The organism is Lysobacter sp. KACC 24251 (assembly GCF_057747755.1).
Window position 1 is genome coordinate 2,311,479 of the sequence record NZ_CM173222.1, and the last position, 15,325, is coordinate 2,326,803.

At 68.8% G+C, this 15,325-nt stretch carries 13 protein-coding genes and 1 tRNA gene; 10 read left to right on the forward strand and 4 right to left on the reverse strand.

All coding sequences use genetic code 11. The features are described from left to right. The first annotated feature begins 177 nt into the window (after window positions 1-177). The 10 genes from AC3ARF_RS10845 to dxs all read left to right on the forward strand — a co-directional run bounded on the left by AC3ARF_RS10845 (window position 178) and on the right by dxs (window position 13,175). The gene (locus tag AC3ARF_RS10845) at window positions 178-1,020 is read left to right on the forward strand and encodes a DUF6689 family protein (protein ID WP_498927835.1); all 843 of its coding nucleotides are present in this window, start codon (window positions 178-180) and stop codon (window positions 1,018-1,020) included. 44 nt (window positions 1,021-1,064) lie between these two features. Then, on the forward strand, window positions 1,065-1,943 hold the full coding sequence (locus AC3ARF_RS10850) for an FHA domain-containing protein (protein WP_498927837.1): 879 nt from the start codon (window positions 1,065-1,067) through the stop codon (window positions 1,941-1,943). Next, window positions 1,940-5,257 (forward strand): protein kinase domain-containing protein, encoded by a 3,318-nt coding sequence (locus AC3ARF_RS10855; RefSeq protein WP_498927839.1) that lies wholly within the window; start codon window positions 1,940-1,942, stop codon window positions 5,255-5,257. Before AC3ARF_RS10850 ends, AC3ARF_RS10855 begins: the two co-directional genes overlap by 4 nt. Next, the gene (locus AC3ARF_RS10860) at window positions 5,250-5,975 is read left to right on the forward strand and encodes a sensor histidine kinase (protein ID WP_498927841.1); all 726 of its coding nucleotides are present in this window, start codon (window positions 5,250-5,252) and stop codon (window positions 5,973-5,975) included. The genes AC3ARF_RS10855 and AC3ARF_RS10860 overlap by 8 nt, the downstream gene beginning before the upstream one ends. Before the next feature lie 31 nt (window positions 5,976-6,006). After that, window positions 6,007-6,657, forward strand: coding sequence for a response regulator (locus AC3ARF_RS10865; protein WP_498927844.1), 651 nt, complete (start codon window positions 6,007-6,009; stop codon window positions 6,655-6,657). 80 nt (window positions 6,658-6,737) lie between these two features. Continuing rightward, window positions 6,738-7,211 (forward strand): LEA/WHy family protein, encoded by a 474-nt coding sequence (locus AC3ARF_RS10870; RefSeq protein ID WP_498927845.1) that lies wholly within the window; start codon window positions 6,738-6,740, stop codon window positions 7,209-7,211. A 40-nt stretch (window positions 7,212-7,251) separates the two neighbouring features. Beyond that, on the forward strand, window positions 7,252-9,042 hold the full coding sequence (locus AC3ARF_RS10875) for an acyl-CoA dehydrogenase C-terminal domain-containing protein (RefSeq protein WP_498927847.1): 1,791 nt from the start codon (window positions 7,252-7,254) through the stop codon (window positions 9,040-9,042). Between the two features lie 120 nt (window positions 9,043-9,162). Beyond that, on the forward strand, window positions 9,163-9,852 hold the full coding sequence (locus tag AC3ARF_RS10880) for an HNH endonuclease (protein WP_498927849.1): 690 nt from the start codon (window positions 9,163-9,165) through the stop codon (window positions 9,850-9,852). A gap of 111 nt (window positions 9,853-9,963) precedes the next feature. Beyond that, a complete protein-coding gene (locus AC3ARF_RS10885) occupies window positions 9,964-11,166 on the forward strand; it encodes a hypothetical protein (RefSeq protein ID WP_498927850.1) in 1,203 nt (400 codons plus the stop codon). Window positions 11,167-11,258: 92 nt separating this feature from the next. Beyond that, entirely contained in the window at window positions 11,259-13,175 is a 1,917-nt protein-coding gene (dxs, locus tag AC3ARF_RS10890; RefSeq protein WP_498927852.1) for a 1-deoxy-D-xylulose-5-phosphate synthase, read from the forward strand. Window positions 13,176-13,294: 119 nt separating this feature from the next. Here the strand turns inward: dxs and AC3ARF_RS10895 are convergent, their stop codons facing one another. From AC3ARF_RS10895 to AC3ARF_RS10910, 4 genes are all read right to left on the reverse strand, one after another. Beyond that, a complete protein-coding gene (locus tag AC3ARF_RS10895; RefSeq protein ID WP_498927853.1) occupies window positions 13,295-14,209 on the reverse strand; it encodes a TraB/GumN family protein in 915 nt (304 codons plus the stop codon). Window positions 14,210-14,504: 295 nt separating this feature from the next. After that, a tRNA-Pro gene (locus tag AC3ARF_RS10900) sits at window positions 14,505-14,581 on the reverse strand. Between the two features lie 54 nt (window positions 14,582-14,635). Next, window positions 14,636-14,992 carry a MerR family transcriptional regulator gene (locus AC3ARF_RS10905; protein WP_036133984.1) on the reverse strand — a complete coding sequence of 119 codons (357 nt, stop codon included), beginning with the start codon at window positions 14,990-14,992 and terminating at the stop codon, window positions 14,636-14,638. Next, window positions 14,985-15,287: an integration host factor subunit alpha gene (locus AC3ARF_RS10910; protein WP_498927855.1), complete on the reverse strand. Its 303-nt coding sequence runs from the start codon at window positions 15,285-15,287 to the stop codon at window positions 14,985-14,987. Before AC3ARF_RS10910 ends, AC3ARF_RS10905 begins: the two co-directional genes overlap by 8 nt. Window positions 15,288-15,325: the final 38 nt, after the last annotated feature.

A 15,325-nucleotide genomic window follows, 5' to 3' on the forward strand; every position in this document is an offset into this window, starting at 1 on the left:
CGTCTGGAGGCTGAATGACGGTTGCCGCTGGGTGAAACCCCCTACAGACGGCCTTCACATCGGACGGTTAATCTTGGCCTGCGCCGCCAGGAACGGCGTGGCCCGCCCGCACTGCCCCCGGACGCGCCGGAACGGATTTCTCCAACCACCCGGGGGCGATTGGCTGGGAGTGGCGCCATGACGATCCTTCACTTGGCTTCGAAGTTGGTGGTTGCAGGCGCCCTGTGCGTCGCGAGCGCCCTGGCCAGCGCGCAGGCCACCTTGCCCGTGCTGGTGGATGCCTCCGGCAATGACGCCAGCATCGTCATCGGCGACCCGCTCAACCCGCTGGCCGACGTCACCCTCGCCTTCCAGGATGCGACGGGTCTGAGCCCGGCCAGTCTGGGCGTGTCGGTACAACAGGTCAGCCTGAGCGATGCCTCGCTGCTTGCCCGGCTACCCGATGCCAGCCTGACGGCGCTGCCGGCCGCCCTGCCGTTGCTGATCACCATCGAGCCTCCGGCCGATGGCGGCCTGCGCTTCCGCAATACCGGCCGGCTGGAGATCCACACCCACGCCCTGGCCTACGCGCCCGGCAGTGCCTTCCGCGTACTGAAGGCTCCGTTGGGTGGCAACTTCCGCGACGTCAGCGACGAAATCGCCCAGGGCAGCGTGCGTGCGCGCACCACCTACGGCGGCTTCTCGCAGTTCCTGATCGTCACCGACCTGCGCCCGACCGGGGTGGTGATCAACGAGAAGATCGGCTATCTGCGTGACCGGGTGAGCGCTTTGCCGCTCAGCGAACGCCAGCCGTTCTCGACCAAGCTGGACATTGCCCAGGCCGCGATTGCCGCCGCGGATTATCCAACCGCGATCGGCGCCATTGACGACTTCCGCGCGCGCGCGGTTGCGCGTGCCGGCAACTTCCTCGCCAATGAGTGGCGCGCCACCCGCGATGTCACCAACCACGCGGGCGAACTGGTCGCGGGCGCCGCCACCCTGCGTTTCAGCGTGGCCTACCTCCGCGACTTCGGCCAGTAACACCGCGCCCGTGCGATGGCCCCATCCGGATATAAGATGGGGCCATGCCGGTCCGCCTGATCGTCTATCCGCCCGATGCCGCCGCCCTGACCCGCTGGGTCGAGCCGGGGCAACGCCTGCGCATTGGCCGCGGCGCTGACTGCGATCTGGTGCTCGCCCACCCGTCGGTGTCGCGGGCGCATGCCGAGCTGGTCGATGACGCGGGCCAATGGCAAATCAATGACCTGGGCAGCAAGAACGGCACGTTCATCGACGGCATTGTCACCCTCGGCCAGGCGTTACCGCGCAGCGCATGGCTGCGATTGGGCGACGTGCACTGCGAGTTCGAGATATTCGACGATGCCCAGGCACGCGGGATGCGCGAGCGCCAGCAGGAGCGGCGTGCGCTGTCGATGGCCGCCACGCGCCGCATCGCCGCCCGGCACGACGCGGACTCCCTGCTGGATGACGTGCTGCGCGGCGTGGTGGAGCTGGCCGGCTGCTCGCGCGGCTTCATGCTGCTGGCCAGCGACGGCGATTTCGCCGTGTGCGCCAGCCTGCTGCTGTCCGCGGCGGCGATGGATCCCAGCGCGTTCCACGGCAGCGTGGGCGCAGTCCAGCGGGTCCTCGACAGCGGCCAGCCCGTGGTGGTCAACCACGTGGATCTGGAGCCGTGGCTCGCCCGCCGCCGTTCGGTGGCCGGCAGCGGATTGAACAGCGTGGTCTGCCTCCCCCTGCTGGACCATGGCCGCACCGTTGGCGCGATCTACGCCGACCGTCGCGAGCCCGGTGAACCCATCACCGACTTCGACCTCGAGGTTCTGGTTGCCTTCGCCGAAAGCGCGACCCTGTGGCTGCTCGCGCGCCGCGCCATGCAGTCGTTGGAGGGCGCCCCGCGCTGGGGCACTGTCCTGCACCGCAATGACGCGGAGGCGGCGCCATGACCGACCCGGCGCAGCCGACCGCCACCAGCATCCAGACGTTGCAGCACCTGTCGCCGGGCACGCTGCTGGCCGGGCGATTCCGCGTCGAGGCCATGCTCGGCATCGGGGGCATGGGCGTGGTGTACCGCGCCACCGACACCGCACTGGACGTGCCGGTCGCGCTCAAATTACTGCGCCCCGAGCTGGCGAGCCGCCCCGACGCCTTCGAGCGTTTCCGGCAGGAACTGCTGATGGCGCGGCAGGTTTCCAGCCCACGCGTGGTCCGCATCCATGACCTGGCCCGGCACGATGGCCAGTGGATGATCAGCATGGATCTCGTCGAGGGCGAAGGCCTCGACCACCTGATCGATCGCGAGGGTCCGCTGCCTCTCGAACGCACCATCAAGGTCGCGCGCCAGCTTGCCGAAGGCCTGTCCGCCGCCCATGCGCGCGGAGTCATCCACCGCGACCTCAAGCCCGCCAACGTACTCGTGGACGGTGCGGGAAACGCGTACATCAGCGATTTCGGCGTGGCCCGTTCACTGGCCAGCCAAGGCTTGACCCAGACCGGTGCCGTGGTCGGCACGCCCGACTACCTGTCTCCCGAACAGGCGCGCGGCGAGACCGTCGACGCGCGAAGCGACCTGTACGCACTCGGGCTCATCCTGTACGAAATGCTCACGGGTCGGATGCCCTTTGCGGGGGCCACCGTCAGTGAGGCGCTGGCACAGCGCATGGTGCGGCCGCCCGCTCCCGTCACGCGCCACCGTCCCGACACGCCGCCATGGCTGGCGCGGCTGGTGGACCGCTTGCTGCGCCCCCAACCCGGACACCGCCTGCAGCGGGCCGACGACGTGATCCGCGCCATCGACCGCCGCGAGGTGCCGCGCGAGTGGCGTCTGGGCCGGGGGGGATGGATCGTGCTGTGGGCGGTAGTGGCCGCTGCCGTGGGCACCGTCGCGGTGTGGCAGTGGCCGCAACGTGCCGCGCCAGCGGGCGTGGCCACGATCGCACCGTTGCACCGCCTGCTGGTGCTGCCGGTCGCATCCGCCGACGGCACGGTGGATGCCGCGCAGCGCACTGCGCTCGCCGCGCTGCTGCGCCTGGCGCTGGCCTCGAACCCGGGTGTCGCCGTGGTTGACGAGGATCGCACCCAGCAGGCCCTGCGCCAGCTCGACCCGGCCGGCACCGCGCGCCTGGACCCACTGGCACTGCAGCGAATCATCGGAGCAGACCGGACGCTGCAGGTGGGTGTGACCGGCCGGGAAACAGCGTGGCAAGCCACCGCCACCTTGACCAGAACCAGCGGTACGCCCGTGCGGGCGACGGCGAAAGGCAACAGTGCCGCCGCCGCAGTGCAGTCGCTGCTGGCAGATCGCTCGCTCGCTTCCGCCTTGGGAGCCGGGACCGTGGCGTGGACCGCGCCTGGCGATCCGCGCGCTCTGCACTTGTACGGCGACGGGCTCGCGGCGTGGCAACAGGGCCTTCCGGGCGACGCTCTGGCGCGGTGGCGCGAGGCCACCGCAGTGGCGCCTGGTTTCACTGCCGCCTGGCTGGCCCAAGCCGAAGTGGCGCAGCTCATTGGCGAGCAGGACACGGCTTACGAAGCCATTGAGCGTGGCCAGTCCGCGCTGGGCGCCGCGCCCACTGCAGTGTCGCGACGGCTCAAGGCAGACCGCGCCATGCTCGACGGCGATGCGCCGGCAGCCGCTTCCCTGTGGCGAACACACCTGCAGGCGACGCCCGACGACACCTATGCCGAACTGCAATGGGCGCGCGCGCTCGGCGGTGGCGGCGACTTCAAGGCGGCGACCGAGCGCCTGCAGCGCCTGACCGCGCGCGACCCCAATGACCCGCGCGCCTGGTTCGAACTGGGCAAGTTCTCCATCCTGCAGGGCGACGCGCGGCGTGCGGTCGACGACTACCTGGTCCGCGCGCTGGTGCTGTACAAGCGCAGCGGCAACCGTTTCGGCGAAGGCGAAACCGTCAACGCCATGGGCATCGGCTACGCGCGGCTGGGCCAACACGCCGACGCCGAAGAGCAATATCGCAAGGCCGTCGAACTTCGGCGCACCGTGGGAAATCGGCGTGGCTTGGCCACCAGCCTGCGCAACCTCGGTTCAGCGCTCAGCCAGCGAGGCGAGTTCGCGGACGCAACCACGCACCTGCAGCAGGCGCGCCAGCTGCATGAAGCGCTAGGCGACCAGGCTGGCCTCGCCGCCGTCGAGCAGGAACTGGGCCTGCTCGCCGAAGAGCGCGGCGACTACCCCGCCGCGTTGGCTGCGTTCCGGCGCTCCCTGCAGACATGGCAAAGTGTAGGCGACCCGCGCGGCACCGCCATGGTGCTCAACGATATTGGCTTTGCGCATTTCCAGTTGGGCAACTACGACGACGCGCAGGCCTACCTGGCGCAGTCCGCGACGGCCAGCACCACGCTGGGTGATGACACCGGCCGCATCCGCGCCCAACAGAACCAGGGTCTGGTTGCCATGGCGCGCGGCCAGTGGCCAGAGGCCCGCAGGCTGTTCGAGCAGACCCGGGACACGGCAGAGCAGCAGCAGATGCTGGAAGAGGCTGCAGTCAGCGAGCGCAACCTCGCAGAGTTGTCGTTGCTGCAGGGCCATGTCGATGATGCTGTCGCGCATGCCGACAAAGCCAGCGCCCTGTTCCGCCAGCGAGAAGATGCCCGCGGCTTGGTGGACATCGGATTACTGCGCGTGCAGACGCAACTGTCGGCGTATGCCGATGAGGAAGCACACGCGACGCTTGCTGCGCTGGCGGAATCCCTGGCCACCGCATCCACCGAACAACGCGGCATCGCCGCCGTTCTGCGCGCGGAGCTGTCTCATCGTCGTGGCGACCACCGCGATGAAACCCAGGCCTTGCAGGAGGCGGCTCGACTGGCAAAGGCCTCAGGCGTTCGCAGCCTCATCCTGCAGGCCGCCCTGCAGGGGGCGCACCATGCGCCGCTGGCCGCCTCGCTGGATGCCAGCTCGGCGTCCCTGGGCCACCTGCCGCTTCGTCTGCAGTGGGCGCGGCTGGCGATGCAACAGGCGATAGCACGTCGGCAGCACGGGCAGGCGGCGGCGATCTATCGCGAGCTGGTCCCCGCAATGCGGAGGGGCGACCATGTCGAAGCCGCGCCGCTGCACACGCTGGGCGCCGCCGCGCTCACCGCCATCGATGACTCCGACGCCGCGAGCGCGGCGCGAAACGCAGAGGCCGCCTGGGCCGCGCGACGCGAACACCTGACCCCGGCGCTACGCACGAGCTTTGAAACCGGCGTTCGCGGGGCATTCCCGCCAGCACCGGGCAAGGAGCCGCCCCATGGATGACATCGCGCAACTGAGGCTGCAGTACCAGGATCTGCTCGACCGCCTGCAACGCAACGAGCGTGAGTTCCGCCGCCTTGGCCGGGCGGTCTGGCGCGTGCAGGAAGACGAGCGTCGCCGCCTGGCGCGGGAGCTGCACGACGGCCTCGGCCAGAACCTCACCGCCCTCAAGCATCGCCTGGCACAGGTGGCCACCACGCTGCCAGCCGACGACACTGGCGCACGCGCCCAACTCGACGCCGCCATCGCGCTGTGTGGCGACACGCTGGAGGACACCCGAAACCTCTCGCGCCTGCTACGCCCGCCGATCCTCGACGACCTGGGGTTGGAGGCCGCCTTGCGCTGGCTGGTACGCGCGCAGTCCGAGGCCAGCGGCGTCGACGTCGTCCTCGACCTCGCTCCCCTGCCGCCACTTGCCGACGAGGTGCAGACCCTGCTGTTCCGCGTCGCGCAGGAAGCACTGAACAACGCGATCAAGCACGCCCACGCCCCCAGCGTGCTGGTGCGGCTGCTGGAACGCAGCGGCCGCGCCCAGTTGCAGGTCATCGACGATGGCGACGGCTTCGACGTCGCGGCTGCACTGCAGTCGGGCGGCAGCGGCCTGGGCGGCATGCGCGAGCGCGTGCGCCTGTACGAAGGCCAGTTCGACGTGCAGTCCGCCCCCGGCCACGGCACCCGCGTGCGCGTCTCGGTTCCCTTGGCGGCGCCACCCGCCGCTTGACGCCGCGCCGCACCCCGCGCAGGGTGGCGGCATGCCACTGGGGCCCATCCGCATCCTGATCGCCGACGACCACACCCTGGTCCGGGAGAGCCTCGTCGGCCTGCTGCAGGCCGAGGGCGACGTACAGGTCGTGGCCCAGGCGGCCGATGGTATCGAAACGGTGGAGAAGGCCCTCGCCAGCCGCCCGGACATCGTCGTCGCCGACCTGTCGATGCCCCGGCTCAACGGCATCGAAGTAGTCCGCCGGCTCAAGGAAGCACTGCCCAACACCCGCGTGCTGGTGCTGACCATGCACCAGGAGGACGAGTACGTGCTCCAGGCCGTGCGCGCGGGCGCCAGCGGTTACCTGGTCAAGGACAGCGCCGCCGCCGAGCTGCTCGCGGCCGTGCGCAACCTGCAGGCCGGCCGCGGCCACTTTGGTCCGCAGGCCGCCCGGATCCTTGCCGAACAGTTGCAGAACCCCGACCGCGGCGTCGACGACCCCTACGGCCGGCTCACGGCCCGCGAACGCGAGGTCTTCCATCTGATCGCCGAAGGCCTGACCACCAAGGAAATCGCGCGCAAGCTCGACATCAGCGCCAAGACCGCGGAGAACCACCGCGCCCGCGTGCTGGACAAGGTCGGCGTGCGCAACACCGCCGAACTCGTGCGTTACGCCCTGCGCAAGGGCCTGCTGGACTGACCCCGTTCAAGCTGTGGGTCCTGCTCCGCGCGCACCATGCGCCGTAGTATGCTCGACTTCCCCGACCGCGGAGCGAGTGAATGAAGGTGATGCGATGGACCGGCGTGGCCTTGTGCGCCACCCTGTTGGCCAGTTGCGCGAGCGGCCCCGTGCGCCGCGTTTCCGAGCCATCCGCGCGCATCCAGCAGCTCACCGTCCGGGCCGATGGCCAGTGGGCCACCGACCTCCGCCTGGAGAACTTCAGCAGCATCGGGATGCGCTTTGATCGCGTCGACCTGGCGCTGACGGTCGCCGGGCAGGATGCGGGCCGCCTGACCGCGCAGCCGGCGCTGTCGATCGGCAAGGAGTCGGCCGACGTGGTCAGCGTCACCCTCGCCCCCAGCGCCGCCGCCAAGCTTGCCGTGGCCGATGCGCTCGCCGCTGGCCGCGGCGTGGAATACACACTCAAAGGCACCGTCGACGCCACGCCCGACGAGGCCAGGCAACGCAACTTCAAGATCGACCGCAGCAGCGCGCTGAGCCCCGCCCCGGGCCTGCCCGGCGTGCTGCGCTGATCCTTCGCCGCCATACACCACTTGGACCATCGGGCCCGACATGAGCAGCTACAAAGCCCCCCTCAACGACATCCGCTTCGCCCTGTTCGACGTGATCGGGGCCGATGCGCAGTTCGCGCGCCTTGGGTTCGACGAGGCCTCCCGCGACGTGATCGACGCGATCCTCGAGGAGGCCGCCCGATTCACCGAAACCGTGCTCGCCCCGCTCAATGCCGTTGGTGACCGCGAGGGCTGCAAGCTCGACCAGGCCACTGCGGAGGTCACCGTGCCCACGGGCTTCAAGCCGGCCTTCGACCAGTTCGTCGAAGGAGGCTGGACCGGCCTCACCTCGCCCGTCGAGTTCGGCGGCCAGGCCATGCCCCAGACGCTCGGCTTCCCGCTCAAGGAGATGATCAACTCCGCCAACCTGGCGTGGGGCAACTTCCCGCTGCTCTCGCACGGCGCCACTGAAGCGCTGCTGCATTTTGGCGAGGACTGGCAGCGCGAGGTGTTCCTCAAGCCGCTGGTCGACGGCCGCTGGACCGGCACCATGTGCCTGACCGAGCCGCATTGCGGCAGCGACCTCGGCCTGCTCAAGACCAAGGCCGATCCGACTGGTGAAGGTGTTTACGCCATCACCGGCACCAAGATCTTCATCACCGCCGGCGAGCACGCGCTGACCGACAACATCGTCCACCTGGTCCTGGCACGCCTGCCCGATGCCCCGGCGGGCGTGAAGGGCATCTCGCTGTTCGTGGTGCCCAAGTTCAAGGTCGCGCGCGATGGCGCCCAAGGCGACCGCAACGCGGTGCGCTGCGGCAGCCTGGAACACAAGATGGGCATCCACGGCTCGGCCACGTGCGTGATGAACTTCGACGGCGCCGAGGGCTACCTGGTCGGCCAACCGAACAAGGGCCTGGTGGCCATGTTCGCCATGATGAATTCCGCGCGCCTGGGCGTGGGCCTGCAAGGCCTGGGCCTGTCCGAGCGCGCGCAGCAGAACGCGTTGCGCTACGCGCGTGAACGCCTGCAGATGCGCGCCCTCTCGGGTCCGCAATTCCCGGACAAGCCAGCCGACCCGATCATCGTCCACCCCGACGTGCGCCGCATGCTGCTGACCTGCAAGGCGCTGATCGAAGGTGGCCGCGTGATGTCGTACCACGCAGGCTTGCAGCTGGACATCGCACACGCCGCCACCGATCCCGCGGAGCGCGAGCAGGCGGATGCGCTTGCCGGGTTCCTCACTCCCATCGTCAAGGCCTGCCTGACCGAGTGGGGCGTGGAGTGCACCTACCACGCGGTGCAGTGCTTCGGTGGCCACGGCTACATCGCCGAGCATGGCATGGAGCAGTTGGCGCGCGATGCGCGCATCACCACCCTGTACGAAGGCACCACCGGGATCCAGGCGCTCGACCTGTTGGGCCGCAAGGTGATGCAGCTCAAGGGTACCGGCCTGTGTGCCTTCCTTGGCTTGGTCGAGCAGTTCTGCAAGGACAATGAAGCCAACGCCGCCGTGGCGGAGTACATCGGCCCGCTGCGCGAGAAGGCGGCGCAGTGGCAGCAGCTCACCCTGCAGGTGGGCCAGCGGGCCGCCACCAACCCGGAGGAGATCGGTGCGGCCGCCTATGACTACCTGATGTATTCAGGCTACGTGGCCTTGGCCTACTGGTGGGCGCGCAGCGTGGCCGCCAGCGAGGCATCTTCACAGTCTGAGGCGTTCAAGGCCGGCAAGCGTGAAACCGCCCGCTTCTATTTCGGGCGCATCCTGCCGCGCACGCTCACCCATGCCGCCGCCATCGAAAGCGGTGCCGAAACGCTGACGACGCTCGCCGCCGAGGCGTTCGACGCCTGAGCGCGCTTGCAAGCGGCGCGGATCAGGGTCTCTCTGTTCCGCGCCGCCGTAACGAACCTGCGCCCGCCGTAATCCGGGGGTAGCGAAATCGTCACCAAAGGCGTATATCCTTGATCTCCAATGGAGACCGACAGAGCGATACTGCGCCTTGTCCAATCCGGCACCTTGGCCGACCACGGCTGGCGTGATCCGGATGGTCCTCGCTTCACTCCGCGCATTGTCCCGCGCAACCCCCTCGAACAACTCAACGCCGTCCGCCTGCTCTCGCTGGACGCGCACGGCCGCGCACTCGACTGGATCAACTGGCAGGACGCCGCGTGCCTGTATGCCCGCGACGCGGTCGCCTGGACGCTGGGCGATCCGTGCATGGAAGTGCATGGCGGCATCTGTCGTCTCAGCGGCGAGCGAAGCGTCATCGCCCTCCATCCCATCGTGGCTGCGCGAGGGCATGCCCACGCGCGCGCCCTCTCGCCGAGCCCGGCACTGACCAACCCCGCCCTGTTCGCCCGCGACGGCTACTTGTGCCTGTACTGCGGCAGTGGCTTCGGCCGAGCGCACCTGACCCGCGACCACGTGATGCCGGTATCCAAGGGCGGCCGCGACATCTGGGAAAACGTGGTAGCCGCGTGTTTCCAGTGCAACTCGCGCAAGGGCAACCGCACCCCGCAACAGGCCAACATGCCGTTGTTGGCGGTGCCCTATCGACCCAGCTGGATCGAGCACCTGATCCTGTCCAACCGCAACATCCTGGCCGACCAGATGGCCTTCCTGAAGAACCAGCTTCCGCGCAACGCGCGGTCCCAAATGTGACAGTGACCGGGCAAAGTGCCCACCCGGGCACATTTGCGACGCTACGCGCGCGTTGACGATTGCGACTGCCTCCGCAACACTCGCCTGAATCAATCCGTAACGGGTGAAACGATGTTGCTGACCCTCGGCCTGACCGGGATGGACCCGGACACCGAAACCGCACTGAAGAGCGCGTTCTCCGCCGCCACTGCGGATATCGGCGCGGCTTGGCAACTCGTGCCGGAGCAGGAAGCGGCTTTCGTCCTCGTCGACATGGACACCCTGTACGGGCCGATGAGCTGGCTGCGCCTGCATGCCGCGGACAAGTCCGTCATCGGGTTGACCACCTCCGCGCGCACCCAGGCGGATTTCCGGTTGGAGCGGCCGTTCACCGCCGATAGCCTGCGTGCGGTGCTATGCGAAATCGCCGCGGCGAATGGCCAGCCGATCGAAGCTGCGCCACCCGTGGAAGCCCCGCGGGAAGCCGCCCCGCGCGGCCCGCTGAACGAGGCGTCGCCGGAATTCTTCACCGATCTGGCATCGTCGATTCCCTCGGCGCACCCGGCCCAGCCAGCCGCCGCCGCACCCCCGTCCGTGGCGATCGCGGATGCGGCCGTCGAGGCTCCGGTCGCCGCGGGAGCTGTCGCGCAGGAATTGCCACAGGCCTGGATCACTCCCGCAGCCGCCCCGGGGGCGACTGCGACTGCGACTGCGGCACCATCGGCTGGCGGCCCTGCTGCCGCCACGAACACCGCCACTCCTGCAGCCGCCTCAGCGCCCACCACGCTCGCCGGCTGGCTCGCGTCCGGGGAGCTCCGGGGGCGCTGCCGGGTCCGCAGCGGCCACCTGTCGGTGCTGATCGACAACGACCTGCAAACCTACTACGGGCCGGCATCCCTCAAGCCGCTGGCGGAACTGTTCGGCCAGCGCATGGGCCGGGACAGCTTCGAACCCGTCAACGATGCCGCCTGGGAGCACGACACCGCCGCCCAGGGTGGCGCACAGCCCCTGTCGCGCCTGGTGTGGTTTGGCGGCCTGCTGTCCGGCAACGGCACGTTGATGTCCGGCTTCGACCCCGGCGACCGCTATCGCCTGACCAAGTGGCCGCAGACCGAGCGCGAGTTCCCCAAGCACTTCCGCATCGCCACGGTGATGATGAAGGGTCCCGCGACGCTGGCCGAGATCACCGACGCCAGCGGCGTCACCCGCCAGGAAGTGAACGACTTCGTCAACGCCAGCCTGGCCACCGGCTTCGCCGAGCCCTACCGCGAGCCGGAGCCGGAGCCCGACCTGGGCAAGTCCGGCGGGCTGTTCGGGCGCCTGCGCGGACGCTGATCCGTCCACCGCCCCGACATACGGGGCGGTACGCCTTGCTCGACCTCCGGCGTCGCGGGACAATGACAGGCTAACCGTCAAACTGCGACGTGATGATCGATCCGCAACGCTACCCGCGCCTGTCGCGCATTGCCCTGCCTGCCGACCTGCGCCAGTTCCCCGAATCGGAACTGCCGGCGATCGCCGATGAACTGCGTGCCTATCTGATCGAGCAGGTCGCCAAAGTTGGGGGCCACTTCGGCGCCGGCCTGGGCGTGATCGAGCTGACCGTGGCCCTCCACTGGTTGTATGAGACACCCGTCGACCGCCTGGTCTGGGACGTCGGCCACCAGTCCTACCCGCACAAGATCCTGACCGGTCGCCGCGACACCATCCACACGGTCAAGCAGAAGGACGGCGTGGCGCCGTTCCCCAAGCGCGAGGAGTCGGAGTACGACACCTTCGGCGTGGGGCATTCCTCCACTTCCATCTCCGCGGCGCTGGGCATGGCGATCGCGCTGCAGCGCATGGGTGACGAGCGCAAGGTGGTGGCAGTGATCGGCGACGGCGCGATCACCGGTGGCATGGCCTTCGAGGCACTCGCCCACGGCGGCGGCATGGGCGACGAGCCCGGCGGCATCGAGCCAAACCTGCTGGTGATCCTCAACGACAACCAGATGTCGATCTCGGAGAACGTCGGCGGCGTCACCCGCATGTTGGGGCGCCTGTCGGGCAGCCGCACGCTCAACGCCATCCGCGAGGGCGGAAAGAAGCTGCTGGGCGACAAGCACGGCGCACCGGCGCGCTTCGTCAAGCGCTGGGAGGAGCAGTGGAAGGGCATGGTCCTGCCGTCCACCTTCTTCGAGGAACTGGGCTTCCACTACACCGGCCCCATCGATGGTCATGACATGGGCGCGCTGGTTGGAGCGCTGAAGACGCTGAAGGGCCTCAAAGGCCCACAGTTGCTGCACATCATCACCACCAAGGGCAAGGGCTACGAGCTCGCCGAAGGCGACCAGATCGGCTACCACGCGGTCAGCCCCTTCGACCCCGCGGAGGGCATGGTCAGCAAGAGTGGCGCGAAGAAGCCCACCTACACCGACGTGTTCGGCGACTGGTTGTGCGACATGGCCGCCGCCGACGCCAAGCTGATGGGCATCACCCCTGCGATGCGCGAGGGCTCCGGGCTGGTGCGCTTCAGCAAGGAATACCCGCAGCGCTATTTCGACGTGGCCATCGCCGAGCAGCATGCGGTGACGCTGGCGGCGGGCATGGCCTGCGAGGGCGCCAAGCCCGTCGTCGCCATCTACTCCACCTTCCTGCAGCGCGGCTATGACCAGCTGGTGCACGACGTCGCGATCCAGGAACTGGACGTGCTGTTCGCGATCGATCGCGGTGGCGTCGTCGGCCCGGACGGCGCCACCCATGCCGGCAACCTTGACCTGAGCTACCTGCGCTGCGTGCCCAACATGCTGGTGATGGCGCCCGCCGACGAGAACGAATGCCGGCAGATGCTCACCACCGGCCACCTGTACCCGGGCCCGGCGGCGGTACGCTATCCGCGTGGCACCGGTCCCGGCGTGGCGGTGGAGGCGGAACTGCAGCCGCTGCCCATCGGCAAGGCGCAGGTGCGCCGCAACGGCCAGGGCGTCGCCCTCCTCGCCTTCGGCGCCATCGTCCCGGCGGCCGAACAGGTCGGTGCGGACCTCGGCCTGACCGTGGTCAACATGCGCTTCGTCAAGCCGCTGGACCGCGACATGATCCTGTCGCTGGCGAAGACCCACGACGGCTTCGTCACCCTGGAAGACAACGTGGTGGCCGGTGGTGCCGGCAGCGGCGTCGCCGAGTTGCTGGCGGCCGAAGGCGTCACCCTGCCGATCCTGCATCTGGGCCTGCCGGATGCGTTCCAGCACCACGCCAGCCGCGAACAGTTGCTTGCCGAGGCTGGCCTCGACGCGGCAGGCATTCGCGCGTCCATCCGGGCGCGCTGGCCGCATCTCACGACCTCCAGCCTTAGCGCGGCGGGCTGACCGCGCGACGGGCGCACGGGCGGCCCACTACAGGGCGCCGCTGTGTTTCGATCCGTCAGCACAGGCTCGAGGCCTGTGACCGGACCTGGCACCCGCGGCGGGTCGTGGACGCCTCGCGCTCACTCCGGCGCGACCACCTCGTAGCCCCGCGCACGCAGGCGCGTCAACCAACCGGTGTCACCCAGCATCGAGCCCACCGGTAACACCGCGAAGGTATCGCGGTTGCGCGCCAGCGCGGTGTCCACGGCTTTCAGCCATTGCGCCTCCGTGCGGGCCCGGCCATCGGCAAGTCCGAGTTCCGCGGCAAGCTCGCTGGCGAAGAACGTCTCATCGCATTCCCGGCGCGCACTGCGTTCGCTCAGCGCCGTCAGCGTGGCCACGTCGCCCTCGGCCCAGGCGTTGGCGCGGAGCGTCGCCTGTGCCACGTCGGTTTCCAGCGCATCCAGCACCTCGCGGAAGCAGCCGGTCTCGTCGACCTGGGAGCGGATGACGGTCTTGGCCGCCCCCTTGACGTCACGCACCTCGGTCTTCACTGACGTGCTGACGCGTTCCACGTCGTGCTTCTTGACCACCTCGCCGATGCGTTCGTACACCGCCCCGGCGCTGACCAGGCCCGCGCGCTCCAACGCCGCCACATACAGCTTGCTCGCGGCAAAGGACGGGCGGAACTCCTCGATGTCGTCGTCGTTCGGCAGGTATTGCTGGCGCAACTGCGACCAGCGCGCATACAGCGGCGTGGGCAACACCTCGCGCAACGTCTTGCCGTCGGGGTTCTTGCGGGCCTTGAGCAGCGTCGGCATGGCGAACGCCGCGCGGAACATGCCCCCCATACCCACCGACACGCCCACGCTGGGCGCGCCGATGATCTGCGTGCTGCGCGCCAGTGCGCGCTCGGCCTGCGGCGAATACCACTCCAGCCCCTTGGGTATGGGCGACACGGTGCCGAAGATCCACAGCGTGTTGTCACCGTTGCGCACCTGCCACAGTCCCGGTCCGGCCTTGAGGCCATTCACCGGCACAGGGGCCGCGTCCACGATCGGCAACGGCGAGTTCGTTGCGGTCGGGGAGTCCGGCTGCGCGGTCCTTGACTGTGCCACCGCGGCCCCCGACGCCAGAATTATGCAGAACAACACCAAACATCCGATGGTCCGCATGAGAACTCCTTGTTTCTATCCATGAAGCCCGGTCTGACACGCCGGTCGGTGTGAAAGTTCAACCCACGGACCTCCACGCTCTTGCCCCCGCGAGCCACCCCTGCCCAGACCTGAACGCGCAAACGAAAACAGCGGCCCGGATCGCTCCGAAGGCCGCTGTTTGCGATGTGCAAGTTGGTCGGGACGGCCGGATTTGAACCGACGACCCTCTGCCCCCCAGGCAGATGCGCTACCAGGCTGCGCTACGCCCCGACTGAACCTGCAATGTGCCGTCTTGCGACGGCCGGAAAGTATAACCGCTTTTGCTCAGCGCTTGAGCAACTGCAGGACTTCTTCCAGCTCCATCCGCACCTGCTTGATGATCTGCGAGCTCAGCGCGGACTCGTCCTTCGCCGACTCACCTTCCAGACGCAGGCGGGCGCCACCGATGGTGTAGCCCTGCTCGTACAGCAGTCCGCGGATCTGGCGCACCATCAGCACCTCGTGGCGCTGGTAGTAGCGGCGGTTGCCGCGGCGCTTGACCGGATTCAGCGACGGGAACTCCGTCTCCCAGTAGCGCAGCACGTGCGGCTTGACGTCGCACAGCTCGCTGACCTCACCGATGGTGAAGTAGCGCTTGGCCGGGATCGGCGGGAGTTCGCGGTTGCTGCCGGGATCAAGCATTCACACCTCCAGAGTAGGCTTCGACGCGTTCCTTGAGCTTCTGCCCCGGACGGAACGTCACCACCGTGCGCGCCGAAATCGGAATTTCCTCTCCGGTCTTCGGGTTCCGGCCCGGCCGCTGGTTCTTGCGACGCAGGTCGAAGTTGCCGAAGCCCGACAGTTTCACCTGCCGGCCCTGCTCCAGCGCCTCGCGGAGCGCATCGAAGAAGGCATCGACGAACTCCTTCGCCTCGCGCTTGTTCAGTCCGACTTCGTCGAACAGGCGTTCGGCCATTTCAGCCTTGGTCAAAGCCACATCGTTCCCCTGTGTACGGTGGCCCGGCCGTGGGCCTG

What these genes read in the sequence shown, in the direction of transcription:
- AC3ARF_RS10845 (WP_498927835.1), top strand. Translation starts at nt 178, where the DNA reads ATGACGATCCTTCACTTGGCTTCGAAGTTGGTGGTTGCAGGCGCCCTG.
- AC3ARF_RS10850 (WP_498927837.1), top strand. Translation starts at nt 1,065, where the DNA reads ATGCCGGTCCGCCTGATCGTCTATCCGCCCGATGCCGCCGCCCTGACC.
- AC3ARF_RS10855 (WP_498927839.1), top strand. Translation starts at nt 1,940, where the DNA reads ATGACCGACCCGGCGCAGCCGACCGCCACCAGCATCCAGACGTTGCAG.
- AC3ARF_RS10860 (WP_498927841.1), top strand. Translation starts at nt 5,250, where the DNA reads ATGGATGACATCGCGCAACTGAGGCTGCAGTACCAGGATCTGCTCGAC.
- AC3ARF_RS10865 (WP_498927844.1), top strand. Translation starts at nt 6,007, where the DNA reads ATGCCACTGGGGCCCATCCGCATCCTGATCGCCGACGACCACACCCTG.
- AC3ARF_RS10870 (WP_498927845.1), top strand. Translation starts at nt 6,738, where the DNA reads ATGAAGGTGATGCGATGGACCGGCGTGGCCTTGTGCGCCACCCTGTTG.
- AC3ARF_RS10875 (WP_498927847.1), top strand. Translation starts at nt 7,252, where the DNA reads ATGAGCAGCTACAAAGCCCCCCTCAACGACATCCGCTTCGCCCTGTTC.
- AC3ARF_RS10880 (WP_498927849.1), top strand. Translation starts at nt 9,163, where the DNA reads ATGGAGACCGACAGAGCGATACTGCGCCTTGTCCAATCCGGCACCTTG.
- AC3ARF_RS10885 (WP_498927850.1), top strand. Translation starts at nt 9,964, where the DNA reads ATGTTGCTGACCCTCGGCCTGACCGGGATGGACCCGGACACCGAAACC.
- dxs (WP_498927852.1), top strand. Translation starts at nt 11,259, where the DNA reads ATGATCGATCCGCAACGCTACCCGCGCCTGTCGCGCATTGCCCTGCCT.
- AC3ARF_RS10905 (WP_036133984.1), bottom strand. Translation starts at nt 14,992, where the DNA reads ATGCTTGATCCCGGCAGCAACCGCGAACTCCCGCCGATCCCGGCCAAG.